Source organism: [Zimmermannella] faecalis ATCC 13722 (genome assembly GCF_000381765.1).
Taxonomy (GTDB): domain Bacteria; phylum Actinomycetota; class Actinomycetes; order Actinomycetales; family Microbacteriaceae; genus Gulosibacter; species Gulosibacter faecalis.
The window spans coordinates 546,249-569,297 of record NZ_KB907074.1 but is presented as its reverse complement, the minus strand read 5'-3'; the positions used below and the strand labels follow the sequence as shown (position 1 = coordinate 569,297).

General features: G+C 67.0%; 28 protein-coding genes and 1 tRNA gene. 24 read left to right on the top strand and 5 right to left on the bottom strand.

Features of this window, described 5'->3' with window-relative positions; all coding sequences use genetic code 11:
* Nucleotides 1-26 precede the first annotated feature (26 nt).
* The 5 genes from G328_RS0102690 (at nt 27) to G328_RS15625 (ending at nt 3,009) form a co-directional block, all read left to right on the top strand.
* Nucleotides 27-308, top strand: a complete 282-nt coding sequence (locus G328_RS0102690; RefSeq protein WP_019617807.1) for a DUF3039 domain-containing protein — start codon at nt 27-29, stop codon at nt 306-308.
* A 102-nt stretch (nt 309-410) separates the two neighbouring features.
* On the top strand, nt 411-1,415 hold the full coding sequence (locus G328_RS0102685) for an intradiol ring-cleavage dioxygenase (protein WP_019617806.1): 1,005 nt from the start codon (nt 411-413) through the stop codon (nt 1,413-1,415).
* A 43-nt stretch (nt 1,416-1,458) separates the two neighbouring features.
* The gene (gene tatA / locus G328_RS0102680; RefSeq protein WP_019617805.1) at nt 1,459-1,746 is read left to right on the top strand and encodes a twin-arginine translocase TatA/TatE family subunit; all 288 of its coding nucleotides are present in this window, start codon (nt 1,459-1,461) and stop codon (nt 1,744-1,746) included.
* Between the two features lie 3 nt (nt 1,747-1,749).
* Nucleotides 1,750-2,499, top strand: coding sequence for a twin-arginine translocase subunit TatC (gene tatC / locus G328_RS0102675; RefSeq protein ID WP_019617804.1), 750 nt, complete (start codon nt 1,750-1,752; stop codon nt 2,497-2,499).
* Between the two features lie 3 nt (nt 2,500-2,502).
* Nucleotides 2,503-3,009, top strand: a complete 507-nt coding sequence (locus G328_RS15625; RefSeq protein ID WP_019617803.1) for a twin-arginine translocase TatA/TatE family subunit — start codon at nt 2,503-2,505, stop codon at nt 3,007-3,009.
* Here the strand turns inward: G328_RS15625 and G328_RS0102665 are convergent.
* Entirely contained in the window at nt 2,973-4,325 is a 1,353-nt protein-coding gene (locus G328_RS0102665; protein ID WP_019617802.1) for a nicotinate phosphoribosyltransferase, read from the bottom strand. The two genes, G328_RS15625 and G328_RS0102665, sit on opposite strands and share 37 nt — an antisense overlap.
* A gap of 101 nt (nt 4,326-4,426) precedes the next feature.
* On the opposite strand from G328_RS0102665, the gene murI reads away from it, so the two are divergent.
* The 3 genes from murI to rdgB are packed head-to-tail and all read left to right on the top strand — an operon-like array spanning nt 4,427 to nt 6,596.
* The gene (murI, locus tag G328_RS0102660; RefSeq protein WP_019617801.1) at nt 4,427-5,266 is read left to right on the top strand and encodes a glutamate racemase; all 840 of its coding nucleotides are present in this window, start codon (nt 4,427-4,429) and stop codon (nt 5,264-5,266) included.
* Nucleotides 5,263-5,991 carry a ribonuclease PH gene (gene rph, locus G328_RS0102655; protein ID WP_019617800.1) on the top strand — a complete coding sequence of 243 codons (729 nt, stop codon included), beginning with the start codon at nt 5,263-5,265 and terminating at the stop codon, nt 5,989-5,991. Before murI ends, rph begins: the two co-directional genes overlap by 4 nt.
* Nucleotides 5,988-6,596, top strand: coding sequence for an RdgB/HAM1 family non-canonical purine NTP pyrophosphatase (rdgB, locus tag G328_RS0102650; protein WP_019617799.1), 609 nt, complete (start codon nt 5,988-5,990; stop codon nt 6,594-6,596). The genes rph and rdgB overlap by 4 nt, the downstream gene beginning before the upstream one ends.
* 28 nt (nt 6,597-6,624) lie before the next feature.
* Here rdgB and G328_RS0102645 read toward each other — a convergent pair whose 3' ends face one another.
* Nucleotides 6,625-7,665: a GTP-binding protein gene (locus G328_RS0102645; RefSeq protein WP_026339609.1), complete on the bottom strand. Its 1,041-nt coding sequence runs from the start codon at nt 7,663-7,665 to the stop codon at nt 6,625-6,627.
* A gap of 75 nt (nt 7,666-7,740) precedes the next feature.
* On the opposite strand from G328_RS0102645, the gene ykgO reads away from it, so the two are divergent.
* Nucleotides 7,741-7,863, top strand: a complete 123-nt coding sequence (gene ykgO / locus G328_RS16100) for a type B 50S ribosomal protein L36 (RefSeq protein WP_083919511.1) — start codon at nt 7,741-7,743, stop codon at nt 7,861-7,863.
* A gap of 178 nt (nt 7,864-8,041) precedes the next feature.
* On the opposite strand, the gene G328_RS0102640 is transcribed toward ykgO, so the two are convergent.
* Both G328_RS0102640 and G328_RS0102635 read right to left on the bottom strand, forming a co-directional pair.
* Nucleotides 8,042-8,126: transfer RNA gene (locus G328_RS0102640), tRNA-Leu, on the bottom strand.
* 40 nt (nt 8,127-8,166) lie between these two features.
* A complete protein-coding gene (locus tag G328_RS0102635) occupies nt 8,167-9,192 on the bottom strand; it encodes an NAD(P)H-dependent flavin oxidoreductase (RefSeq protein ID WP_026339608.1) in 1,026 nt (341 codons plus the stop codon).
* A 109-nt stretch (nt 9,193-9,301) separates the two neighbouring features.
* On the opposite strand from G328_RS0102635, the gene G328_RS0102630 reads away from it, so the two are divergent.
* From G328_RS0102630 to smpB, 15 genes are all read left to right on the top strand, one after another.
* The gene (locus tag G328_RS0102630) at nt 9,302-10,531 is read left to right on the top strand and encodes a TadA family conjugal transfer-associated ATPase (protein ID WP_019617796.1); all 1,230 of its coding nucleotides are present in this window, start codon (nt 9,302-9,304) and stop codon (nt 10,529-10,531) included.
* On the top strand, nt 10,528-11,394 hold the full coding sequence (locus tag G328_RS0102625) for a type II secretion system F family protein (RefSeq protein WP_019617795.1): 867 nt from the start codon (nt 10,528-10,530) through the stop codon (nt 11,392-11,394). The genes G328_RS0102630 and G328_RS0102625 overlap by 4 nt, the downstream gene beginning before the upstream one ends.
* The gene (locus G328_RS0102620; protein WP_019617794.1) at nt 11,391-12,335 is read left to right on the top strand and encodes a type II secretion system F family protein; all 945 of its coding nucleotides are present in this window, start codon (nt 11,391-11,393) and stop codon (nt 12,333-12,335) included. Before G328_RS0102625 ends, G328_RS0102620 begins: the two co-directional genes overlap by 4 nt.
* A gap of 36 nt (nt 12,336-12,371) precedes the next feature.
* Nucleotides 12,372-12,572: a hypothetical protein gene (locus G328_RS0102615; protein WP_019617793.1), complete on the top strand. Its 201-nt coding sequence runs from the start codon at nt 12,372-12,374 to the stop codon at nt 12,570-12,572.
* Nucleotides 12,541-12,918, top strand: a complete 378-nt coding sequence (locus tag G328_RS0102610) for a TadE/TadG family type IV pilus assembly protein (RefSeq protein ID WP_051082794.1) — start codon at nt 12,541-12,543, stop codon at nt 12,916-12,918. The genes G328_RS0102615 and G328_RS0102610 overlap by 32 nt, the downstream gene beginning before the upstream one ends.
* Nucleotides 12,902-13,384 carry a hypothetical protein gene (locus G328_RS16575; RefSeq protein ID WP_187325720.1) on the top strand — a complete coding sequence of 161 codons (483 nt, stop codon included), beginning with the start codon at nt 12,902-12,904 and terminating at the stop codon, nt 13,382-13,384. The genes G328_RS0102610 and G328_RS16575 overlap by 17 nt, the downstream gene beginning before the upstream one ends.
* On the top strand, nt 13,381-13,809 hold the full coding sequence (locus tag G328_RS16570; RefSeq protein WP_019617790.1) for a pilus assembly protein TadG-related protein: 429 nt from the start codon (nt 13,381-13,383) through the stop codon (nt 13,807-13,809). The genes G328_RS16575 and G328_RS16570 overlap by 4 nt, the downstream gene beginning before the upstream one ends.
* 115 nt (nt 13,810-13,924) lie before the next feature.
* Nucleotides 13,925-15,061, top strand: a complete 1,137-nt coding sequence (locus G328_RS0102595; RefSeq protein WP_019617789.1) for an L-talarate/galactarate dehydratase — start codon at nt 13,925-13,927, stop codon at nt 15,059-15,061.
* Between the two features lie 19 nt (nt 15,062-15,080).
* Nucleotides 15,081-15,758: a FadR/GntR family transcriptional regulator gene (locus tag G328_RS0102590; protein WP_019617788.1), complete on the top strand. Its 678-nt coding sequence runs from the start codon at nt 15,081-15,083 to the stop codon at nt 15,756-15,758.
* Nucleotides 15,759-15,801: 43 nt separating this feature from the next.
* A complete protein-coding gene (prfB, locus tag G328_RS0102585; protein WP_019617787.1) occupies nt 15,802-16,917 on the top strand; it encodes a peptide chain release factor 2 in 1,116 nt (371 codons plus the stop codon).
* Nucleotides 16,918-16,974: 57 nt separating this feature from the next.
* The gene (locus G328_RS0102580; protein WP_019617786.1) at nt 16,975-18,597 is read left to right on the top strand and encodes a sodium-dependent transporter; all 1,623 of its coding nucleotides are present in this window, start codon (nt 16,975-16,977) and stop codon (nt 18,595-18,597) included.
* A gap of 6 nt (nt 18,598-18,603) precedes the next feature.
* Entirely contained in the window at nt 18,604-18,714 is a 111-nt protein-coding gene (locus tag G328_RS16090; RefSeq protein ID WP_083919509.1) for a methionine/alanine import family NSS transporter small subunit, read from the top strand.
* Between the two features lie 51 nt (nt 18,715-18,765).
* The gene (gene ftsE / locus G328_RS13835; RefSeq protein WP_051082792.1) at nt 18,766-19,665 is read left to right on the top strand and encodes a cell division ATP-binding protein FtsE; all 900 of its coding nucleotides are present in this window, start codon (nt 18,766-18,768) and stop codon (nt 19,663-19,665) included.
* Nucleotides 19,665-20,579: a permease-like cell division protein FtsX gene (gene ftsX, locus G328_RS0102565; RefSeq protein WP_019617784.1), complete on the top strand. Its 915-nt coding sequence runs from the start codon at nt 19,665-19,667 to the stop codon at nt 20,577-20,579. Before ftsE ends, ftsX begins: the two co-directional genes overlap by 1 nt.
* A gap of 106 nt (nt 20,580-20,685) precedes the next feature.
* A complete protein-coding gene (gene smpB, locus G328_RS0102560; protein WP_019617783.1) occupies nt 20,686-21,168 on the top strand; it encodes an SsrA-binding protein SmpB in 483 nt (160 codons plus the stop codon).
* A 71-nt stretch (nt 21,169-21,239) separates the two neighbouring features.
* Here smpB and G328_RS0102555 read toward each other — a convergent pair whose 3' ends face one another.
* Nucleotides 21,240-23,033 (bottom strand): hypothetical protein, encoded by a 1,794-nt coding sequence (locus G328_RS0102555; protein ID WP_026339605.1) that lies wholly within the window; start codon nt 23,031-23,033, stop codon nt 21,240-21,242.
* Between the last annotated feature and the right edge of the window lie 16 nt (nt 23,034-23,049).

Sequence of the window (23,049 nt, the reverse complement as noted above, 5' to 3'; positions counted from 1 at the left end):
GGCCGTGGCCCGAGTACCCTAAAGGCATGACTGGATACGCACGAACCGAAGACCCCGGCTCGATCGGCTCGGGCGGCAGCACGGATGTGCTCGACCGCGAACTCGAGAAGCTCGTAGAAGATGAGCAGTACGACGATGGCGACCACGATAAGTTCTCGCACTACGTGCGCAAGGAAAAGATTGTCGAGTCGGCCGTGACCGGCAAGCCGGTTCGGGCGCTGTGCGGCAAGAAGTGGCTGCCGAACTCGAACCCCGACCGGTTCCCGATCTGCCCCGACTGCAAGCGCATCTACGAGCAGATGAAGTAACGACGCTCACGGCACATAAGAAATAGATAGGGGCCACATCGCTCGTGGCTTAGCTCCTCGCGCAAGGTAATCGCAACAACGGTTACCGGAAGGAGCACCACCATGAGCAATACCCCCGAACCAACCCAGACCCCCGACGGCCCGGCCTACGAGGGCCGACTGCTCGACCACCCCGAAGACGACGTCGTCGATCAAGGCGCCCGCTTTGACGTGCACACGATCCTGAGCCGTCGCGGCGTACTCGCCGCCGTCGGGGTCGGGGCCGGCACGCTCGCCCTCGCCGCCTGCACGGCACAAACCTCCGCGAGTATCGGCACCACCTCCACGTCACCGGCAGGGTCGACCTCAACGGCAACCGCAACCGAGTCGACGACGTCGACATCGTCGACATCGTCGACGATCGACGTGACGAGCGAGATTCCCGACGAGACGGCCGGCCCGTACCCGGGCGACGGCTCGAACGGCCCCGACGTGCTCGAGGAATCGGGCATCGTGCGACAGGACCTCACCCAGAATCTCGACGGCAGCGCGACGGCCGATGGCGTTCCGCTCACCTTCTCTCTCCAGATTGTCGACATGGCGAACGGCAACGTGCCCATGATTGGGGCCGCCGTCTACGCCTGGCACTGTGACGCCGACGGCAACTACTCGATGTACTCGAGCGGTGTTGAGGACTACACCTACCTGCGCGGCGTGCAGGTGACGAGTGACGACGGCACCGTCACGTTCACTTCGATCTATCCGGCGTGCTATTCGGGTCGCTGGCCGCACATCCACTTCGAGGTGTACCCCTCGGTCGACGACATCACCGACTCGGCGAACGCCATCGCGACGTCGCAAATCGCGATGCCCGACGAGACAAACTCCGCGGTGTTCGCCGACTCGCGCTACAGCGCATCCGTGCAGAACTACGCCCAGGTGTCGCTGTCGACCGACAACGTGTTCAGCGACGACGAGGGCGCCTCGCAACTGCCGACGATCACCGGCGATGTGACGAGCGGCTACGTGGCCTCGCTCGTCGTCGGCGTCGACACGACGACCGAGCCAACCGGCGGTGACGCACCTGGCGGCGCGCCCGGCGGTGGCGATGGCGGCCCCGGCAACTAATCGCGAACCCATCACACCGAACCCAACAAGCTAGGAGACTCAGATGTTCGCAAACCTCACGGGCTGGCACGCCCTCATCATCCTCGCCATCGTCGTACTCATCTTCGGGGCCGCGAAACTGCCGGCCCTCGCGAAGAGCGTCGGCCAGTCGATGCGCATCCTGAAACACGAAGTGCGTGACGACACCTCGGCGTCGACGTCCGGCGCGACCGCCGACGCACGCTCCGAGACCTCGCCGAGCGAGCAGGGAACGGCCGAGGAAACGCCAGCGCCGGCCGTGTACGCCACCGCGAGCAGCCACCAGGCGCCGGTGCGCGCCGTCGGGGAGTAACCCGTGACCACCCTCGCCACCCCGGCCGCGATGCCGCTTGCGGGCCACCTCAGGGAGGCTCGCAAGCGGGCCACCCGGGCCGCGATTGCACTCGTGGCCGGGATGGTCGTGGGGTACTTCGCCTCGGATGCCATTCTCGAGGTGCTCCGTCAGCCCATCCTCGAGCTCGCGGAGTCGGGTACGGCAAGCCTGAACTACTCGAGCGTCACCGGAGCCTTCGACCTCAAACTGCAGATCGCGCTCACGGCCGGCATCGTGCTCTCGAGCCCAGTGTGGCTCTACGAGCTCTTCGCGTATGTCGCGCCGGGGCTTCATCGCCGCGAGAAGAAGTACCTCTTCGGGTTCCTCGCAGCGGCGGTGCCGCTGTTTGCCCTCGGATGCGCAACCGCACTCGCCGTCTTCCCTCGCGTCGTCGAACTCCTCACGGGGTTTGCCTCGACTGAAGACACGACCCTGCTGGCCGCGGCCGACTACGTCGAGTTCGTGCTTCGACTCGTGATTGCAATGGGTGTTGCCTACGCGCTGCCAGTGCTGCTCGTCGTCCTCAACTTCATGGGCGTGCTCAGCTCGGCGGCGCTCGCTCATAGCTGGCGCTGGGTCATCGTCGCGATCGTGCTCTTCAGCGCGCTCATCACGCCTGCGGCCGACGCGCTCTCCATGTTCGCGGTCGCGGTGCCGATGACGGCGCTGTTCCTGGCAGCCCTCGGCATCACCCACCTCCAGGACCGCAGGCTCGCAAAGAAAGGGAGCTGACCGATGTTTGGGCTCACCCTGGAAAAACTCGTGATCGTCGCGATCATTGCGGCGATGATCATCGGCCCGATCCGGCTGCCGGGCGCCGCGAAGCGGCTCAGCGAGTTCGTTCGGAGCTTCCGACGCGCGCTCGACGACACCTGCAGCCGCGTTGCGGCCGATGCCGGAGTCGCTGACCTCCGCACGGAGCTCGATGAGCTCGACCTGCGGCAATACGACCCGCGCCGCATCATTCGCGAGGCGCTCGAGACGCCGGCCGCCGGTGACAAAACGACCGCGTCAGTGACTTCGGCAGAGGCGGTACCGGCATCGGCACCGGTGAACGAGGATGCCGGCGTGGTGTTCGACGCGCGAGCTACTCGGCCGCCCGGCCGGTGGGTCGTGTCCGGCACCTCAGCGCATCCACGCCGCGTCTGGGTTGTCGATGAACCTGACCCTTCGGCCTCCGAATCGGCGGCCGAGGTCAGCGAATCTCATGCGAGCGAGGCCGTGCCCGCCTCGTCGACGTAGAACGTCGCGAGGGCCGGGTCGCCCTTGCCGAGGCGGCGGGCGTTGCGGGGGAGTTCCGCGACCGCGGCGGCACAGTGCTCGCGGGCGGCGGCGACGCCCTCTGCCCCGAGCCACTTGCGGTCGATCTCGCCGTTCGTGACGTAGTCGACGTAGAGCGGTCGGTCATCGCTGTCGCCGACCGGCAGCCCGCCGACCGAGATGAGCTCGGCCGAGGCGACGCCGTTTTCGCGGCGCCGCACCGGGTACTTCACGCCACCAACCGACTTCTTCCCGGGAGACGCCTTCGCGACGGGAACCCACTCGCCCGCGTCATCCTTGCGCGCGACGAGCTTATAGACCATGCCCGACGCGACCGCGCCCGAGCCGGTGACGACGGAGGTGCCGACGCCGAACGAGTCGACGGGGGCCGCAGCGAGCGCCGCAATCGCGTACTCGTCGAGGTCGTTCGTCACCGTGATGCGCGTCTCGGTTGCGCCGAGGTCATCGAGCTGTGCGCGCACCTCGTGCACGAGCACGGGCAGGTCGCCCGAATCGAGACGCACGCCGCCGAGCTGCGGGCCCGCGACGTCGACGGCGAGCCGAACGCCCTCGGTGACGTCATAGGTGTCGACGAGCAGAGTCGTGCCGACCCCGAGCGCGTCGACCTGGGACTGGAAGGCGTCGCGTTCCGATTCGTGCAGGAGCGTCCACGAGTGCGCGGCGGTGCCCATGGTTGGCACGCCCCAGCTCCGGCCGGCCTCGAGGTTCGAGGTGGCAGCGAACCCCGCGATGTACGCGGCACGGGCGGCGGCGACCGCGCTTCGTTCGCCCGTTCGGCGCGACCCCATCTCGGCGAGCGGTCGGCCACCGGCGGCCGACACCATGCGCGCGGCGGCGGAGGCGACGGCCGAGTCGTAGTTGAACACGCTCAACAGCATCGTCTCGAGCACGACCCCTTCGGCGAACGATGCGTGCACCTCGAGCAGCGGTGACTGTGGGAAATACGCCTCTCCCTCTCGGTAACCGCGAATAGACCCCGAAAAGCGGAAGTTCGCAAGCCAGTCGAGCGTCTTCGCCGACACCACGTTCGCCTCGCGCAGGAACTCGAGCTCAGCATCCTCAAACCGGTAGTGCTCGAGCAATTCAAGCGCGCGCCCGATGCCGGCGACGATGCCGTAGCGGCGATCGTTCGGGAGCTTGCGGGCAAACAGCTCGAACATGCACTCGCGATCGGCGGTGCCGTCGTGCATGGCGGCGTCGACCATCGTGAGCTCGTAGTGATCGGTCAGCAGCGACGTTGCGGCGGGAGCGGCGGGGCGCGGGTCAGGCTTTGACATGCGCACAGGCTATCGAACCCGAGGCGCTCGACCTAGGCAGGATGCGCGAGCCTCCAAGGCACGCAGGCGCGGCCCGTGCGGCGCGCGTAGAATCGCTGGTCGTGAGTAACGCACCAATTGGCATCTTCGACTCGGGGGTCGGTGGGCTCACGGTCGCTCGCGAGGTGCGGGCACAGCTGCCGCACGAGTCGATCATCTACATCGGTGACACCGAGCACACCCCGTACGGGCCACGCCCGATCGCGGAGATTCGCAAGTACTCGCTCGAGATCCTCGACGAGCTCGTTGACGAGGGCGTGAAGATGCTCGTCATCGCCTGCAACTCGGCCTCGGCGGCCGTGCTGCGCGACGCCCGTGAGCGCTATTCGGTGCCCGTCATCGAGGTCATCGCGCCGGCGGTACGGGCGGCCGTGAGCGCGACGCGCACGGGACGTGTGGGCGTCATCGGCACCGAGGCCACAATCGGCTCGCGGGCATATCACGATGCGTTCGCCGCCGCGGTCGACGTTGAACTCTTTTCGCAGGCCTGCCCACTGTTTGTTGAGCATGTCGAGCAGGGCGACACGACGAGCCCCGAACTGATCGCGATCGCGCGCGACTACCTGGCACCGCTCCAGGAGCACGACATCGATACGCTCGTGCTCGGCTGCACGCACTATCCGCTGTTGCAGGGTGTGCTCGGCTACGTCATGGGGCAGGAAGTGCGGCTCGTGTCGAGCGATGTTGAGACCGCGAAGGACGTGTACCGCACGCTGCTGACGCGCGACCTGCTGCACGACGGGTCCACGCCGCCGCGCTACGAGTATCGGGCGACCGGCTCGAACACCACCGCATTCATGACGCTCGCGAGCCGAATTCTCGGCGGCGAAGTATCGAAGGTCGAACACCACCCGACGGGCGTCATCGACGTCGTCGGAACCGCGATGAAGGAGAACTCATGACCACCCGTGCCGATGGTCGCGCCGTCGACGAACTCCGCCCCGTGCAGATCGAACGCGGTTGGAGCGAGCAGGCCGAGGGCTCGGCCCTCATCTCGTTCGGGCGCACCCGCGTGCTCTGCACCGCATCCTTCACGCCCGGCGTGCCGCGCTGGCTCAGCGGCAAAGGCACCGGCTGGGTAACGGCCGAGTACTCGATGCTGCCGCGGGCGACGAACGAGCGCTCGCAGCGAGAGGCCGTGAAGGGCAAGATTGGCGGGCGCACGCACGAGATTTCGCGCCTTATTGGCCGCGGGCTGCGCGCGGCGATCGACATGCAGGCGCTCGGAGAGAACACGATCGTGCTCGACTGCGACGTGCTGCAGGCCGATGGCGGCACGCGCACGGCCGCGATCACCGGAGCATTCGTCGCGCTCTCTGACGCGGTTGACTGGGCCCGCGCCGAGAAGCACATCGCGCGCAAGGCCGAGGTGTTGAAGGCCTCGGTCTCGGCGGTATCGGTCGGCATCATCGACGGCGTGCCGATGCTCGACCTGCCGTACGAGGAGGATGTTCGGGCCGACACCGACATGAACGTCGTGATGACCGGCACGGGCAAATTCATCGAGGTGCAGGGCACGGCCGAAAAGGAGCCGTTCGACGGCACCGAGCTCAACGAACTGCTCGCCCTCGCGATCAAGGGCAACGCCGACCTCGCGCGGATTCAGTCGGAGGTGCTCGCGCGATGACTGAGCAGGCGGTGCTCGCGTCGAAGAATGCGCACAAGCTCGAGGAACTCCGCCGGGTGCTCGCTGCCCAGGTTCCCGAGCTCGAGCTGCTGCCGTATGATGGCGACGCCCCGGTTGAGTCGGGGCTGACGTTCGAGGAGAACGCGCTCATTAAGGCGCGCGCCGCCTGCGCGGCAACCGGGCGGCCCGCGCTCGCCGACGACTCGGGGATCTGCGTCGACGTACTCGGGGGCATGCCGGGCATGTTTTCGGCCCGATGGGCCGGCCCCGGCCGGTCAGATCGCGACAACCTCGAGCTACTGCTCTGGCAGCTCACCGATGTGCCGGACTCGGCCCGCGAGGCGCAGTTCGTGGCCGTGGCCGCGGTCGCACTGCCCGACGGCCGCGAGCTTGCCGTCCGCGGCACCTGGCCCGGAACGATCCTCCGCGAGGTGCGCGGCGAGGGTGGGTTTGGGTACGACCCGATCTTCCTTCCCGAGGGCGAGACGCAGTCGGCTGGCGAACTCACGCCCGAGCGCAAGGATGCCCTGAGCCACCGGCGGCGGGCATTTGACGCGCTCGCGCCGAAGCTTCGGGAGTTGCTCGGGCTCGACCACGCTGCGTAACAGGGGCCTTCGCGCACGACAATCGAGGTCAGTCCGCGGGGTCGCCCGAGGTCTCCCAGGCCGGGAACGGGTCGGGATACTCGGCCCACGCATCCGGGCCCGCCGCGATCTCGGCGTCGGTGAGGAGTGCTTCGTCGAGGGCAGCCTCTAGCGCCGACTGCTCGAGGTCGAGTCCGATGAACGCGAGGTCCTGCCCGAGTTCGAGGGTGTCGTCGCCGGACTGGAGCGGAATGAGCGAAAACATTGAGCCGATATGCTCCCACTTTGCCGTGGCGGTTGAGCGCGTGGCGAGCCTCGCGAAGCCGCACGAGCGAACGACCGTGCCGAGGGTGGCGGGCTCGATGGTTTCGTCGAGCAGGTGCTCGAGGCGCTTCGGATGGAAGGGCCGCGGCCGATCGTAGCGAAACGCGCTCACGCGAGCGTCGGTCATGTGTGGTTCGAATTCACGGTTCAGTAGCTGCACCCAGCCGGGCTGTTCCTGAGCACGTTCGTACTCGCGTCGGCCCGGGCCGCGAGCCAAGTCGCGCGGCTCGTGGGTAAGCCCCTCGAGATCGCTCCCGGCGAGGTCGAGCTTGAGTCGGACTGCGGGGGAGAGGTGGCTCACGAGCGCCATCGTGGTCGACAGCTCGTCGGTCGTGAGCGCATCCCAGTTCACGAGAAACACGGTGGATGCGAGCTCGAGCTGCGTAACTGTGTGCAGTGCGTGGGCGGTGTATTTGAACTCGTCGCCGTCGATGCGGCGTGTGACGTAGTCGTCGCGGCGAAGGTCGCGCAGCAGGTGGGTGGCGTCGACGACGCACACGAGTTCGACGAGCCGGGTGAGATCGTCGTGCACGAATGCGCCGATGATCTCGGCGACCGGGGTGGTCGATGGAAATTCCACGATCGCACCGCCTGGAGGCTCCGCCCAGGGCGCGAGGGCGACAGCCTCGGTGATGGCGTCGCCGCCCATCACGAGTCGGGCCGCGGGCACGAGCATCCCGCCGCGTTCGGCGGCTCGCCGCCGGGCATACTGATGCCGCTCTGGAGCGCACGTACCAACGACGCCAACGACTTCGACCACCCGCATGAACATCCTCGCCTTCCTGAGCTGACTCGGGCGAGTATACTCACTAATGATAATCGTTCTCAAACAGAGGTGGGTATGAAGGTCCGTGCATCGCTTAAGTCGCTAATCAAGCAGCCCGGGGCGCAGGTGGTGCGCCGTCGAGGTCGCATTTACGTCATCAACAAGCGCAACCCGCGGTACAAGGGAAGGCAGGGCTAGGGCATGGATGAGCTCATGCGGCTGGTCAAGCTGCTTGAAGCAGAGTCGGGGTCGCGCCGCCCAACGACTGACTAGTGCCGATCGCAGTGTCGAGGCCCGCGACACCTTCGCGAACTGACGGCAATTTGCGGCATTTCCGCCGGAAAAGCCGTAAATTGCCGTCAGTTCGCGAAGTTCTTGGTGCGGAAGGCGGGACTTGAACCCGCACGCTCGAAAGCACAGGAACCTAAATCCTGCGTGTCTGCCAATTTCACCACTCCCGCGCAGTGCTCCAGTCTACGGGGATGCGCCGGGCGCGGCGAGTCAGACGAGGTCTGTGAACCGCGCGAGCAGGTCGGCGACCGACTCGTCGCGGCAGTCGCGATAGTTCACGCCAGCCCAGAGGTTCAGGTACTCGGGGTTGTCGGTCGAGGCATCGCGGATGGGCTTCGTCAGGTAGTGCACGAGCGGGTAACTCGCGGGGGCGACGAGGTCGAACTCGTCGACGAAGCGGTTGCGCAGGGCCCGCGCGTTGCGTCCGGAGAATGCGCGGGTCACGACCGTTTCGCGCTCGCCAGCGAGGAGTGCTTCGCGGTGACGGGGGCGGGTGCCCGACTCGTGCGTGGTGAGGAACAGCGTGCCGAGCGCGACGGCGTCGGCGCCGACCGCGAGGAGGTCGCGCGCACGCTCGGGCGTCGAGATGCCGCCGGCCGCGATAAGCCGTGCCCCGTGCGCCCGCGCGAGGGGGAGCACCTCGGCGAATAGGCGATTGAGGGAGTGCGGGTCGGGCGCCGCGGCCTGGTCGAGGGTGCCTCGGTGGCCGCCAGCCTCGGGACCCTGCACGATGAGGAAATCGGGGTCGAGCGCGAGCGCGGCGCGTGCATCCTCGAGGCCCGCGACCGTGATGCCGACGGCGATGTTCGCGTCGTGCAGGCGCGCCATCTCGTCGGCGCTCGGGAGCCCGAAGGTGAAGGAAACGAACGGCACGCGTTCTTCGACGAGGAGGTCGAGCTTGGCCGCGTAGTGGTCGTCACCGGGGGAGTTGGCCACGTCGGCGACACCGACGCCGAGCCGTTCCGCGAGGGGCACAAGGCGTTCTCGGTACCGCGCGGCAGCTTCTAACTGGGGGGCGGTCGATTCGCGCGCAAAGAGATTGACGCCAAATGGTGCGCTCGAGAGCTGCCTCGTCGCGGCGAGGTCGTCGGCCAGCTGCTCGACCGACCGATACCCGGCCGCGAGCATCCCGAATGCCCCCGCATTGCAGACCGCGGCGACGAGTTCGGGCGTGGTCGGGCCGCCAGCCATGGGCGCCTGGACCACCGGAAGCGGGAGAGCTGTGAAGTCGACCACGTGGCCAGTCTAGGCCGGTTGGCGGCGAATCGGCGGAGGGACGGGACCTTCTCCGCGGCACCTGTGGATAACTCAAACGGGGCCAGCGGAATCCGTGCAGGATGCCCATGTGGACATCGCCGTAACGAAAATCGCGGATCGCGTGCGCGATCGAGTTGAGCGCGAGGGGATCGAGCTTGAGCCGGGCTCAAAGTCGGCCCTCGAGCTCGTGCGCTCCGAAGTACGTGCCTACGGGGAGCGTGCGCTGGGTGGCGAGGCGCGCTTGTTGCGCGATGAAGCGAGCACCGTGCGGGCGGTGCTCGCGAATGTCACTGGGTTCGGCGTGCTGCAGCAGTACCTCGATGACCCCGAGATCGAAGAGATCTGGGTGAATGCGCCGAGTCGCGTGTTTGTCGCCCGCGCCGGCGTCGCCTCGCTCACCAACACGGTCATCTCGGAATCCGACCTGCGCGACCTTGTCGAACGCATGCTTCGGTCGACCGGGCGCAGGCTCGACCTGAGCAGTCCATTTGTCGACGCATCGCTTCCCGATAACTCTCGCCTCCACGTCGTGATCCCCGACGTCGCGCGACGCTACCCGTCGGTGAACATCCGCAAGTTCATCCGCCGCATTCGCGATCTTGCGGCGCTCGTCGAGCGGGAGGCGATGACGGCGGAGGCGGCGACGTTTCTCCGAACGGCGGTGCGGTGCGGGCTGAACATTCTCGTCTCGGGCGCGACGCACACGGGCAAGACGACGCTCGTCGGTGCACTCCTCGCCGCGGGTGACCCAAATGACCGCATCGTTACGGTCGAGGAGACCTTCGAACTCGACGTCGTTGCCCGCGATGTCGTCGCGATGCAGTGCCGTCCAGCATCGCTCGAGGGCACGGGGGAGATTACGCTGCGGCGGCTCGTGAAAGAGGCGCTGCGGATGCGACCCGATCGGCTTGTCGTCGGTGAAGTGCGTGAGGCCGAGGCGCTCGAACTGCTCGTCGCGCTTAACTCCGGAATCCCCGGCATGTGCACGATCCACGCGAATTCGGCGCGCGACGCGCTCGTGAAGCTCGCGACGCTGCCGCTCCTCGCGGGCCGCAACATCGACTCGAGCTTCGTTATTCCGACGATTGCGTCGACGATCGACCTCGTCGTGCATCTCGAGCACACGCCGAACGGTGGCCGCCGTGTGGCGGAGGTGCTCGCGCCTACCGGCGCAGTGCACGGGGGAGTGATCGAGGCAACGACGATCTTCCGGAGGGAACACGGAGCCCTTGTTTCGACCGGAATGACACTCACCCGCGACGAGAAGCTCCGGCGCCATGGAATCGAGCCGGAACGACTGCTCGGAGCCAACGCGTGAGCGCCTGGCTGCTCGGCATTGTGGCCGCGACCGGTGTCGCGCTGTGCTGTTCGGTCTGGATGTGGCCCGCCGAGCCGCAGACTCCGTCGCGCTCAATAACGCGGCTCAATCGGGTTGAGGAGCTGCTGCTCCGAGCTGGAATGCCGAGGTTCCCCGCGGTGGCGTTCGTCGCGCTGTTAATTGTGTGCGGCGTGGTTGGCGGTGCGCTGGCACTCGCGCTCAGCGGAGTGCTCGCGCTCGGATTCCTCGGCGTCATCGCCGGCAGCACGCTCCCGCTCATCGCGGTACGCTCGCGCGCGGCGAAACGACGCGCCGCGCATCGCGGAGCGTGGCCCGACACGGTCGACCATCTCATTGCCTCGGTGCGAAGCGGACTCGGCCTGCCCGACGCGGTCGCACAGCTCGCAGAGAACGGGCCGGAGTCGCTCCGCGACGACTTCGGCGTCTTTGTGCGTCGATACCGCGCGACGGGCTCGTTCGCGGTGGCCGTCGATGAGGTTAAAGAACGGCTCGCTGACCCGGTGGCCGACCGCCTCTTCGAAACCCTGCGCATGGCACGTGAAGTCGGCGGCACACAACTGGTGCCAGTGCTCCGCGCATTCGCCGAGCACCTGCGCGAGTCGCAGGCCGTTCGGCACGAGGCCGAAGCACGCCAGGGATGGGTCGTGAACGCCGCGCGACTCGGCGCCGTCGCGCCGTGGCTCGTACTCATGCTGCTGGTGAGCCGGCCCGAGGCGGCGGCCGCGTACAACACGCCGGGCGGAGCGGTCGTAATCCTCGCGGGCCTCGGTGTCACGGTGCTTGCGTATCGGCTCATGCTGACGCTCGGCCGGATTCCCGAAGAGGGGCGGTGGTTCGCATGAGCGGGTTGCAGCCGATCGCGCTCGCCCTGCTGCTCGGCGCCGTGCTTGGGCTTGGTCTCTGGTCGATCGTGGCGACGGCGCCGATGCTCGCGCGGCCCCGACTCATCGACCGGGTCGCGCCGCACCTGATCGACGTCACCCCGGCCGCGCGCGAACACGCACAGCGGCGGAACATCGACCCGCTGCCGGTGCTTGGCCAACTGTTTGCCCCGGCTATTGGATGGCTCCGTCGGCTGCTCGCCGAAGTAGTTGGTGGGAACGAGGTCGTTGCGGCCCGACTCCGACAGTCTGGGTCGCACCAGTCGGTCGAACGATTCCGTACCGAGCAGGCGGTGTGGGCGCTCGGAGGCGCGCTGCTTGGCGTCGTCGCCGCACTCGCGATGTTCAGGTCGTCGGCGAACCAGCTGCTCGTGTTCCTGCTGCTCCCGCTCATGGGTGGTGCGATGGCCGTGGTGGTCCGCGAACTTCGGCTGCGGCACGCGGCGGCCGCGCGCATCCGCCGAATCGCGAGCGAGTACCCGACTGTGCTCGAGTTCATGAGCCTGTCGCTCGCCGCCGGCGAGGGCATCTTTGATGCGATGGTGCGCGTCAGTGGTCTCGGGAACAGTGAACTCGGTGTCGAGTTCGGCGGCGTCGTACGCCGCGTGCGCGCGGGAGCTTCCCTTGGCAGTTCGCTGCGTGACCTCGGTCGCGATCTCGGCTACGTGCCCCTCGCGCGCACGTGCGATCACCTCATCACCGCAATGGATCGCGGCGCACCGCTCGTCGAGGTGCTCCAGGCACAGGCGGGCGATGCGCGCGGGCTCGGCAAGCGTGAGCTGCTCGAAATGGCGGGTCGCAACGAGCTTCGCATGATGGTGCCACTCGTGCTGCTCATCCTCCCCGTGACCGTGCTCTTCGCCCTGTACCCCTCGTTCTTCATCATCTCCACCTCGTTCTGACCCAACGCCGCGCGCGGCACCCGAGAAAGGAAACTCGTGCAACTCATCCTCTGGCTTCAGGCCACCCTCGCCACCGTCTCCGAACGCTTCGCCGACGACGAACGCGGCGACGTCCCCGGCTGGATCCTCATTGCGATCATGAGCGCCGGACTCGTGATCCTCATCTGGGCCCTTGCCGGGCCGCTCCTCACGCAGGTGTTTGAAGATGCGGTCAATCGCGTCACGAGTAACTTCTGATCGCGGCGCGGCACCCGCCGAGTGGTCGCTCGTCGCGGGGCTGCTCACGGTGCTATTCCTCACGGTGCTGCAGGTGGGGTTCGTGATGCACGTGCGCACGACGCTGATCGACGCCGCGGCCGAGGGCGCCCGCGTCGCGGGCCTGCGCGACAGCAGTGCGGCCGCCGGAGCGGAGCGCACCGAACAGCTCGTGGAGCTCGCGCTTTCACCGGGGTACGCAGAATCGATCAGCGTCGACGTGCAGGGCAATCTCGTCGAGGTGCGAATCACGGCACCACTGCCACTCATCGGGCTACTCGGCTTTCCCGACGGGATGGAGGTGTCTGCGCATGCGCCAATCGAATAGCGGATGCGCGCGGTGGTTCGCCTGCGGGGCACGGCGTATTCGTGCGTTGCTTCGGCGCGATCGAGGATCCGCGAGCCTCGAATTCCTCGGCGTCGGGGTGCTGCTGCTCGTGCCCATCGCCTACGGCGCACTGACGCTCGCCCAAGTCGAGCAGGCGCTGCTCGGCGCCGAGCTCGGCGCACGCAATGCGGCGCGCGTGCTGGCCGCCGAGGGCGAGGCGAGCATGCCGCTCGCGACCGAGCACATCAAGCTTGCTCTCTCGAACCACGGGCTCACTGCCGACGCAGCAGAGGTCGAAGTGCGCTGTGCGCCAACCCCCGACTGCTCGGTTGCGGGCGAAACGCTCACGGTCACGGTGCGCTACGGACTCGATCTGCCGCTGCTGCCCGGCACGAGCGACTGGCTGAGCATCCCGATCACCGCGACGAGTACATTCCCGCAACAGCGGTTCGCGGAGGCACCATGATTCGCTCGCGCCACGCCGACGACCGCGGTTCGATCACGCCGCTCGCGATCATCTATGCCGTCGTGGCGCTCCTGCTCGCCACCGTGCTCGCGGCGGCCGGTCACCTCTACCTCGAGCGCAAGCAGCTCCTTGAGCTGGCCGACGGCGCCGCACTCGCGGCGGCCGACTCATACGACCTCGACGCGGTGCACGCGACCGATGGCGGGCTGGACGTGCGCCTTGACCCCGATCAGGCGGTCGCCGCGGCGACCGCGTATGTCGAGCGTTTCGGCAGCGACTCCGCGCACGTCATCAGCGTCGAAGTCGCGGGCGACGCGGTCATCGTGACGGTGGCCACGACGTGGGCGGCGCCGGTCGTGAACGATGTCATTCCCGCATCCGTCGAACTCACCGCAACGGCGACGGCGCGAACACGCCTCGAGTAGCGACGGGCCGAGGCTCCGGGATCGGAGTCGGTCGATACAAAAGCTGTATGAGCAATTACAAACCTGTCTAGTAGGTTGGAGGCGTCAACGTTCCCGACCGCAAAGGCGCATCCCGATGACATACACACCCGACCGCATCCGCTCCATCACGCTTTCGACGCTCCGGCTGCCGCTCGCGCGACCGATCTCTGACGCCAAGGTGCTCACGGGGCGCCAGAAGCCGATGACCGAAGTTGCCTTTCTGATCGCGGAGATTCAGACCGAGCAGGGCTTCGAGGGGCACGGCTTCAGCTACTCGAAGCGCGCTGGCGGACCGGCCCAGTACGAGCACGCCAAGGAGGTCGCGGGCGCGGCAATTGGCGAAGACCCGAACGACATCGAGAAGCTCTACACGAAGCTGCTCTGGGCCGGCGCCTCGGTGGGGCGTTCGGGAGTCGCGACGCAGGCCCTCGCCGCGATCGACATCGCCCTCTACGACCTCAAGGCGCGCCGCGCCGACCTCCCGCTCGCGAAGCTGCTCGGTAGCCACCGCGACTCGGTGCGCACCTACAACACCTCGGGGGGATTCCTCAGCTCGTCGATCGACGAGGTCGTCGAGAACGCGAGCCGTTCCATTGCCGACGGCATCGGCGGCATCAAGATCAAGGTCGGCCTGCCCGACCGCGTCGAAGACCTCGAGCGTGTGCGCCGAGTGCGTGAGCACATCGGCCCCGACGTGCCGATGATGGTCGACGCGAACCAGCAGTGGGACCGCGCGACCGCGATTCGTCTCGGCCGCAAGCTTGAGGAGTACAACCTCGTCTGGATCGAAGAGCCGCTCGACGCCTACGACTTCGAGGGCCACGCCGAGCTCGCGCGAGCGCTCGACACGCCCATCGCGACGGGTGAGATGCTCGCTTCGGTGAGCGACCACAAGCAGCTCATCGCCGCTCGCGGCTGCGACACTCTGCAGCCCGACGCGCCGCGAGTCGGCGGCATCACCAACTTCCTGCGCATTCTCGCGCTCGCTGACGAGGCCGGCCTCGACATCGCGCCGCACTTCGCGATGGAGATCCACGTGCACCTCGCCGCGTGCTACCCCCGCGAGACGTGGGTTGAGCACTTCGACTGGCTCGACCCGCTGTTCGAGGAGCGCCTCGAGACGCGCGACGGCCGCATGCTCGTGCCGAACCGCCCGGGCCTCGGCATTACGTTCACCGAGCAGGCCCGCGCCTGGGTGACGGAGACGATCACCGTCACCGACCCCGCCTAATCTCGGCGACAATCAGCACATGCACGTAACCCGCGCCGAAGAACTCGCCGATCTGCTCGCCGCCCGAATTATCGACGGGACGGTCGCACCGGGGGAGCGGCTGCCGAGCGAGAACAAGCTCGTGGCCGAACACGGCGTGAGCCGCACGGTGGTGCGCGAGGCCCTGCACCGGCTGCAGTCGCGCGGCCTCGTGCGCACCCGCCTTGGGTCGGGTAGCTACGCGTTGACGCCGCCGAGTGATCGGGGCGAGGATGCGTGGCTCACCGCGAGCGGCGCGGCGGAGCGTGAGGAACTGCACGCGTTCCGGATCGCCATCGAGACCGAGGCCGCCGCGCTCGCCGCGCGGCGGCCCGATCCGGCGGTGCTTGACGAACTTGCGGATGCACTTGCCCGCCTCGAGCTCGCTACGCTGCCCGCCGACACGATCTCGGCGGACTTCGCGTTCCACCGGGCCGTCGCCGCGGCCTCGGGCAATCGCTATCTGCTCGGCGCGGTTGATCGGCTCGGGCCCCGTGCGCTCGTGATCCCGCCAGCACGCATCGACGAGGCGCCTCGCGACGCGGCCGAGACGGCAGCCGTGGTTGCGGAGCACCGTGATGTCCTCGAGGCGCTTCGCCGCGGCGACGTGCTCGCCGCGTCCGCGGCGATGCGAACGCACCTCGTCGCGTCGACCGTGCGACGCTCGCCGTTAGCGTGAGTGCCCCGGCTGGCACGCCGCGCGCGGGTAGGCTGGGCAGATCATGATCAACCTCGACATTTCCACCGAGATCGCCGACCAGCGGGCGAAGTTCGCACCGATTCGTGACGTGATGAACCCCGAGCACCTCTCGGCCCGCGTGTCTGAACTCGAGACGGCGGCATCGGCCCCCGATCTCTGGGATGACGTCGAGCGGGCGCAGCGGGTGACGAGCGAACTCTCGCACACGCAGGCCGACCTCAAGCGCATCCAGAGCATTGAGGAACGACTCGACGACCTCGAGGTACTCGTCGAGCTCGCGAACGAGGGCGACGACGAAGACACCGCAGCTGAGGCGCGCGCCGAGCTCGCGGCTATCACGAAGGTCATCGCCGACCTCGAGGTGCAGACGCTCCTCGACGGCGAGTTCGACCCGCGACCCGCAGTCATCACGATTCGCGCCGGCGCCGGCGGCGTCGACGCCGCCGACTTCGCCGAGATGTTGCTGCGCATGTACACGCGCTGGGCCGAGCAGCACGGGCACAAGGTCACGGTGCTCGACACCTCGTACGCGGAGCAGGCCGGCGTGAAGTCGGCGACGTTTGAGGTTGATGCGCCGTACGCGTTCGGCACCCTCTCGGTCGAGGCAGGCACCCACCGGCTCGTGCGCATGAGCCCGTTCAACTCGGCGGGCTCACGGGAAACGAGCTTCGCGGCGGTCGAGGTGGTGCCGCTCATTGAGCAGTCCGACCACATCGACATTCCCGACAACGACATTCGCGTTGACGTCTTCCGCTCCTCTGGCCCCGGCGGTCAGTCGGTGAACACGACCGACTCGGCCGTGCGCATCACGCACCTGCCGACCGGCATCGTCGTGAGCTGCCAGAACGAGAAATCGCAGATTCAGAACCGCGCCGCGGCGATGCGTGTGCTGCAGTCGCGCCTGCTGCTGCAGCGTCGCGAAGAGGAAGAGGCGAAGAAGAAGGAGCTCGCCGGCAACATCACCGCGAGCTGGGGCGACCAGATGCGCTCGTACGTGCTCGCCCCGTACAAGATGGTGAAAGACCTGCGCAGCGGCCACGAGTCGGGAAATCCCGACCGCGTGTTTGACGGCGACCTCGACGAATTCATCTCTTCGGGAATTCGCTGGCGCAAGACAACTGCTGCCGACTCCGAGTAGCATCTCGCGTACAGGTTTCATTCAGGAACCGCTCGGCCTGGCGAAGGAGTACCGACCGTGACGCAAGCACAAACGCAGCAGCCCAAGCAGAAGCGCGAGTTCTTCGGCTCACGCAACATGTTCATCCTCGCGGCCATCGGGTCGGCGGTCGGACTCGGCAACATCTGGCGATTCCCGTACATCGCGTACGAAAACGGCGGCGGTGCATTCATCGTGCCCTACGTCATTGCCGTGGTCTGCGCGGGAATTCCGCTGCTCTTTTTTGACTACGTGATCGGTCACCGCTATGGCGGTTCGGCGCCGCTCTCGATGGCGCGAATCTCGCGCTGGCTCGAGTCCATCGGCTGGTGGCAGGTGCTCATCTGCTTCATCATTGGCCTCTACTACGCCGTCATCGTCGCTTGGGCGGCGATGTTCATGATCTATTCGTTCACCGGTGCGTGGGGCGACGACGCGAACGCGTTCTTCTTTGGTGATTTCCTGCGGATGAGCGATGAGGTCGCCTACACGGGTGAATTCGTCGGTGCCGTCTTCTGGCCCGAACTGCTCGTGTGGGTCGTCACGTTTATCGTCATCTTCCTCGGCGTGAACAAGGGCATCGCGGGCGCGAACCTCATCTTCATGCCGCTGCTCGTCGTGATGTTCGTCATCATGGTCGTGCAGGCGCTGTTCCTGCCCGGCGCCACCGAAGGCCTCAATGCCCTGTTCACGCCCGATTGGTCGGCGCTCGCGCGCGGCGAGGTCTGGGCCGCCGCAGTCGGCCAGATCTTCTTCTCGCTGTCGGTCGGCTTCGGCATCATGATCACGTACGCGTCGTACCTCAAGCGCAAGAGCGACCTCACGGGCTCGGGCCTCGTGGTCGGCTTCTCGAACTCGGCGTTCGAGATCCTCGCCGGGATCGGCGTGTTCGCCGCCCTCGGGTTTATGGCACAGGCCGCCGGTACGACGGTCGATGAGACGGCGACCTCGGGCATCGGGCTCGCGTTCGTCGCGTTCCCCACGATCATCTCGCAGGCGCCACTCGGCGAGCTCATTGGTGTGCTGTTCTTTGGCTCGCTCGTGTTTGCCGGGTTCACGTCGATGGTCTCAATTATCGAGGTCGTGGTTGCGGGCGTGCGCGACAAGCTCGGCCTCAGCCGGCAGGCGGCCGCGATCGCCGTCATCACGCCCATGGCGATTATCTCGCTGCTGTTGTTCCCGACGACCGCCGGCCTCTACTTCCTCGACGTGTTCGACGCGTTCGTGAACCAGTACGGCATCCTCGCGGCCGGCCTCGTCGCGATCATCTGCGTGGGCTGGATCGCCGGCAAACTGCCGCTGTTCTCACGCCACCTGTCGCGACTGTCGAGCATCCCGGCGAACTGGGTGTGGATCCTATTCATCGGCGCGATCGTGCCGGTCGCCCTCGCCTACATGCTCGCGACGCAGCTTATGAAGGACACGAGCGAGGTCTATGGCGGCTACCCGCCCGAGTTCGTCGCGGTCTTCGGCTGGGGCATGGTGATCGCCCTCGTCGTTGTGGCGATCATCCTCGCCGCGCTGCCGTGGTCGAAGCGCGTCGACCCGACGTTCGACGAGGCCGCCGAGGAGGCCGAGGTCGAGGCGATCTATCAGGCTCGGCTCGCGCGCGAGCGTGGCGAGAAGCCCGCATCCCCCGCAGCCGTGAACGAGAAGGAGTGACGTCGCATGAGTCCTGAAGCAATCACGATGATGGTCGTCTCGATCGTCGTCATCTGGGGCGGCATGGTCGCCGCGTTCTTCAACCTGCGCATGCGCGGTACGGATGGAGACGACTAACCGCGCGTCGCTCGGCGATTCGTAGGCGCGCCCCGTAGCGTATGGGGCGTCATGATTAGATTCGATCACGTGTCCAAGGTGTACCGGGGCCAGCACGACGCTGCGCTCGACGACGTCACCTTCGAGATACTCCGAGGCGAGTTCGTCTTTCTCGTCGGCCCTTCGGGCTCGGGAAAGTCGACGGTGCTGCGCCATGTCCTGCTCGAAGAGCACCCGTCGAGCGGGCAGGTGCACGTGCTGGGGCAAGACCTCAGCAAGATCTCGAACCGCAAGGTCCCGTTCTATCGCCGCAACGTGGGCATGGTCTTTCAAGACTTCCGCCTGCTCGTGAACAAGACGGTCTACGAGAACGTCGCCTACGCGCAGAAGGTGATCGGCCGCTCGCGGGCGCACATTCGTCGATCGGTGGCGGATGTGCTCGACACGGTCGGTCTCGCCGGTAAGGAAGACCGCTTCCCGCACGAGCTTTCCGGCGGCGAGCAGCAGCGGGTCGCGATCGCGCGCGCCGTCGTGAACAAGCCGGCGATTTTGCTCGCCGACGAGCCGACGGGCAACCTTGACCCCGTGACCTCTCGCGAGATCATGCGGGTGCTGCGCCGAATCAATAAGAACGGTACGGCCGTGCTGATGGCGACGCACGATGTCTCGATTGTTGATGAGGAACGTCAGCGCGTGCTCGAGCTCGCCGACGGTGAGGTGGTTCGCGACGAGGCCGGTGGCGTGTACACGCCCGAGATCGTGCTCTACGAGGAGCCCGAGGCCCCTGAGGTCGCGAAGGATGCCCGCAAGCCCACGATCGCGGAATCGATGGCTGAGCGCGTCGCGGCTCCCGACCGCACGACGGCGGATATCGAGTCCGACATCGACGCTCCGACGTCGAGGCTCACCGAGCACGACGACGGTGAGGACATTGCCGATGGACTCGATCGCACGCAGGGAGGTGAGCGCTGATGTTCGGATTCATCCTCAGTGAAATGTGGCAGGGGCTGCGCCGCAACACCTCGATGGTCATTTCGGTCATTCTCGTGACGTTCGTGTCGCTGACGTTCGTCGGCGCGGCAATCCTGTTGCAGTTCCAGATCCAGAACATGAAGACGTACTGGTATGACCGGGCGCAGGTCGCGATCGACTTCTGTACGGCCGAGTCGCAGGCGCCCAACTGTGCGGCGGGTCTCGCGACGCAGGACCAGATGGATGCGGTCGAGGCCGAGCTGCAGGGCGATGCCCTCTCGCCGTACGTGAACGAGTACTTCTTCGAGTCGCAGGACGACGCGTATTCGCGCTTCGTCGAGCAGTTCAAGGACGACCCGCTCGTATCGTTCGTGACGCCCGACCAGCTCAACGCGGCCTACTGGGTGAACATGACGGAGCCGCAGGACAGCGACATCATCATCCAGTCGATCACCGACATGCCCGGGGTCGAGTCGGTCACCGACCAGCGGCAATTCCTCGACGGCATTTTCGCCGTATTGAACGGTGCGAGCATCACGGCGTTCTCGGTTGCGCTCGTCATGCTCGTGGCCGCGGTACTGCTCGTCGCGACCACGATCCGACTCTCGGCGTTCTCGCGTCGCCGCGAGCTGCGGATCATGCGCCTGGTCGGAGCATCCAACGGATTTATCCAAGCCCCGTTCATCCTTGAAGGCGTGTTCGCGGGGCTCGTGGGGTCGCTGCTTGCCGCGGTCGCGGTGCTCGGCGGCACGCACTTCTTCGTGCAGGGCTACCTGCAGGTGCGCATGCCCGGTATGCAACTCGTGGGAGTGTGGCCCGAGGCCGCTGGGGCGGCCGGCATCGTCGTCGCGATCGGCGTGCTGCTCGCGGGCCTCTCGTCGAGCATCTCGATTCGCCGCTACCTGCGCGTTTAGCCATCCACTCGTCGGCCGCCGCCTGCGTGAACATCGCGCGGGCGGTAGGCTGGTGCGTTGTCACGAATTCGTCGACGAATCGCGCGACACTCGAGGGGAGGATGCGATGGCTAAGAAGCAGGATGACGGCCGCAAGGTTGTGGCGTCGAACCGCAAGGCGCGGCACGACTACCTCATCGAGGACACGTACGAGGCGGGCATGGTGCTCACCGGCACCGAGGTGAAGGCGCTGCGTCAGGGGCGCGCGTCACTCATTGACGGGTTCGCCCACGTTGAGAACGGGGAGCTCTGGCTCGAGGCCGTGCACATCCCCGAGTACTTCCAGGGCACCTGGAACAATCACGCGCCGCGTCGCAAGCGCAAGCTGCTGCTGCACCGCGACGAGATCCGCAAGATCGCGACGAAGACGCGCGAGGGCGGGTACACGATCGTGCCGCTGCAGCTCTACTTCTCTGATGGCCGCGCGAAGGTCGAGATCGCGGTCGCGAAGGGCAAGCGCGAGTTCGATAAGCGCCAGGCGCTGCGTGAGCGGCAGGACAAGCTCGAGGCGCGCCGTGCGATGCGCTCGCGCGGCTACGTCGGCGAGTAGGCAGCCGGTCTGCAACAACTCGGCCCCGCCACGGAATTCCGTGGCTGGGCCGAGTCGTATCGGGGAGGAGGCTAACCGAGGATGCTTCCCGCGGTCTCGTCGGCGGTCGACTTCAGCGAGTCGAGGAACGTCGCGAGCGATGAGCCGGTGCGCGTCATCGACGTGCCAACGTTCGGCTCAATCGTCGCCCACTCCGTGAGCACGGCCTCGTTCGCGGCCGACTCGGCGTCTGCGGCGTCCTGAATCAGGCCGTCGAGATCGGGGTAGAGGGTCTGGCCCACCTCGACCGTCGGCTCGTTCTCACGCAGGTGGTCGACGACGGCCTGGTTCGCGTCGGCGGCCGCCTGGTACTTTTCGGCAGCGACATCGCACACCGACTGGAATGCGTCGAGGAAGCAGTTGTCGGTGTATTGCTCGGCGAGGCCACTGTAGTAGTCGACGTACGTCGACTCGTAGGCGGAGGCGAACAGCTCCCGGTTGTCGTCGTTGTAGAGGTCGGGGCATCCCTGCGAGTTCGAGCAGGGGAAGTAGATCGCGCCGTCGCTCGTGGTGATCTCGCCGCCATTCTCGACGACGTAGGCGTCGGGCATCGTCGTGTCGAGGTCGCTGCGGTAGTTCTGCTGCAACTCGGCGTAGGCGGGGATCGAGTCACACAGCTGCTGCTGGGCCGTGAGCAGCGAGTTCGACTGCTCGAGGAAGGCGTCGGCCGACTCACGCGAGTCGGTGAGGGCTTTCGCATCCTTCTGCGCGGCGACGTAGGCCTCGGAGGCCTCTGCGCCCTCATCCTGCGGAAGCTCAGGCACGTCGGCGTCGGCGAGCTGCTGGCGGGTCTCCTGCGCACCCGCAATGTCGCCGCAGGCTGCGGAGAGGTCGTCGATGCCGTCGGACGTGAAGTCGAAGAACGTCTGGCTTGACGAGCTCAGCGTCGTCGAGATGTCGGGAGCGGTGACCGCCGCGAGGTTCTCTTCGTTCCAGGTGGCGTTGTAGTCCTTGAGCTCCGACTGGAACGCCGCGGCGAGGTCGTCGCCCCGCTGTACGTTCTGCGAGTTGATGAACCACGGAATCCCGATTCCTGCCGCGAGGCCGAGCACGAGCACCGCGATGATCGTGATGAGGATAGGCGGGCGCCGGAACCAAGGCTTCTTGCGCTTCTCCTCTGGTCGCGGCGGCTCCTGACCGCCAGCGCCGCCGGCCGCAGGGGCCGCCCCCGCGGGCTGGCCGTACTGCGCGCCTGTGTCGCCCGGGAATGCGGCCGGGGGAGCGCCGAACGCCTGGGTTGCGGGCTCGTCGGTGCGGAAAGCCTGCGTGGGGTAGGCCCGGGTCGCCTGTGCGTCGGCACGCTCATTGCTTCCACCGAAGCCGCCGGCAGGGAACGCCTGGGTCGGATACGCCTGGGTCGCGTTCGGGTCGTGCGGCTCATCGTCGCGCGCGGCGTTGACGTCGCCGTCGCTGCCGAGGGCCGCGCTGAACGACTGGGTCGGTGCACCATCGTGTGCCGCCTCGTCGTCGGTGCGAGCATCTTCGTCGCTGACGGGCTCGGGTGTCGAGCCGTATGCCGGCGGAGCAAACGACGACCAGCCGCCGGAGTCGGCCGCGGGCGATGCGGAATCCTGCGACTCGGGTTGGTCACCATTCGACTCGGGCTCGTCGCCCGCAGCGTCGCTCAGCTCCTGTTCGTCGCTCGCCGCGTCGGTGTCGGCAGCCCCGTCATCCGTGGCCTGGTCGCCCGGCAACCCGAGCGGTGGCAGGGGCGGAAGCCCCGGCATGTCGTGCTGCTCCGAGGTGGCACCCTCAGATTCGTCGTCGCGCTTCGACTCGTCATTGTTGCGGCCGAACGGTCCGGCGCCGCCTTCGTTCCAACTCATGTCGACAACTTTACGG

What these genes read in the sequence shown, in the direction of transcription:
- tatA (WP_019617805.1), top strand. Translation starts at nt 1,459, where the DNA reads ATGTTCGCAAACCTCACGGGCTGGCACGCCCTCATCATCCTCGCCATC.
- G328_RS0102690 (WP_019617807.1), top strand. Translation starts at nt 27, where the DNA reads ATGACTGGATACGCACGAACCGAAGACCCCGGCTCGATCGGCTCGGGC.
- G328_RS0102595 (WP_019617789.1), top strand. Translation starts at nt 13,925, where the DNA reads ATGACATACACACCCGACCGCATCCGCTCCATCACGCTTTCGACGCTC.
- smpB (WP_019617783.1), top strand. Translation starts at nt 20,686, where the DNA reads ATGGCTAAGAAGCAGGATGACGGCCGCAAGGTTGTGGCGTCGAACCGC.
- G328_RS0102590 (WP_019617788.1), top strand. Translation starts at nt 15,081, where the DNA reads ATGCACGTAACCCGCGCCGAAGAACTCGCCGATCTGCTCGCCGCCCGA.
- G328_RS0102610 (WP_051082794.1), top strand. Translation starts at nt 12,541, where the DNA reads ATGCGGTCAATCGCGTCACGAGTAACTTCTGATCGCGGCGCGGCACCC.
- rph (WP_019617800.1), top strand. Translation starts at nt 5,263, where the DNA reads ATGACCACCCGTGCCGATGGTCGCGCCGTCGACGAACTCCGCCCCGTG.
- G328_RS0102555 (WP_026339605.1), bottom strand. Translation starts at nt 23,033, where the DNA reads ATGAGTTGGAACGAAGGCGGCGCCGGACCGTTCGGCCGCAACAATGAC.
- G328_RS0102645 (WP_026339609.1), bottom strand. Translation starts at nt 7,665, where the DNA reads ATGCGGGTGGTCGAAGTCGTTGGCGTCGTTGGTACGTGCGCTCCAGAG.
- G328_RS16570 (WP_019617790.1), top strand. Translation starts at nt 13,381, where the DNA reads ATGATTCGCTCGCGCCACGCCGACGACCGCGGTTCGATCACGCCGCTC.
- G328_RS0102620 (WP_019617794.1), top strand. Translation starts at nt 11,391, where the DNA reads ATGAGCGGGTTGCAGCCGATCGCGCTCGCCCTGCTGCTCGGCGCCGTG.
- ftsE (WP_051082792.1), top strand. Translation starts at nt 18,766, where the DNA reads ATGATTAGATTCGATCACGTGTCCAAGGTGTACCGGGGCCAGCACGAC.
- G328_RS0102665 (WP_019617802.1), bottom strand. Translation starts at nt 4,325, where the DNA reads ATGTCAAAGCCTGACCCGCGCCCCGCCGCTCCCGCCGCAACGTCGCTG.
- G328_RS15625 (WP_019617803.1), top strand. Translation starts at nt 2,503, where the DNA reads ATGTTTGGGCTCACCCTGGAAAAACTCGTGATCGTCGCGATCATTGCG.
- G328_RS16090 (WP_083919509.1), top strand. Translation starts at nt 18,604, where the DNA reads ATGAGTCCTGAAGCAATCACGATGATGGTCGTCTCGATCGTCGTCATC.
- ftsX (WP_019617784.1), top strand. Translation starts at nt 19,665, where the DNA reads ATGTTCGGATTCATCCTCAGTGAAATGTGGCAGGGGCTGCGCCGCAAC.
- ykgO (WP_083919511.1), top strand. Translation starts at nt 7,741, where the DNA reads ATGAAGGTCCGTGCATCGCTTAAGTCGCTAATCAAGCAGCCCGGGGCG.
- prfB (WP_019617787.1), top strand. Translation starts at nt 15,802, where the DNA reads ATGATCAACCTCGACATTTCCACCGAGATCGCCGACCAGCGGGCGAAG.
- rdgB (WP_019617799.1), top strand. Translation starts at nt 5,988, where the DNA reads ATGACTGAGCAGGCGGTGCTCGCGTCGAAGAATGCGCACAAGCTCGAG.
- G328_RS0102685 (WP_019617806.1), top strand. Translation starts at nt 411, where the DNA reads ATGAGCAATACCCCCGAACCAACCCAGACCCCCGACGGCCCGGCCTAC.
- G328_RS16575 (WP_187325720.1), top strand. Translation starts at nt 12,902, where the DNA reads ATGCGCCAATCGAATAGCGGATGCGCGCGGTGGTTCGCCTGCGGGGCA.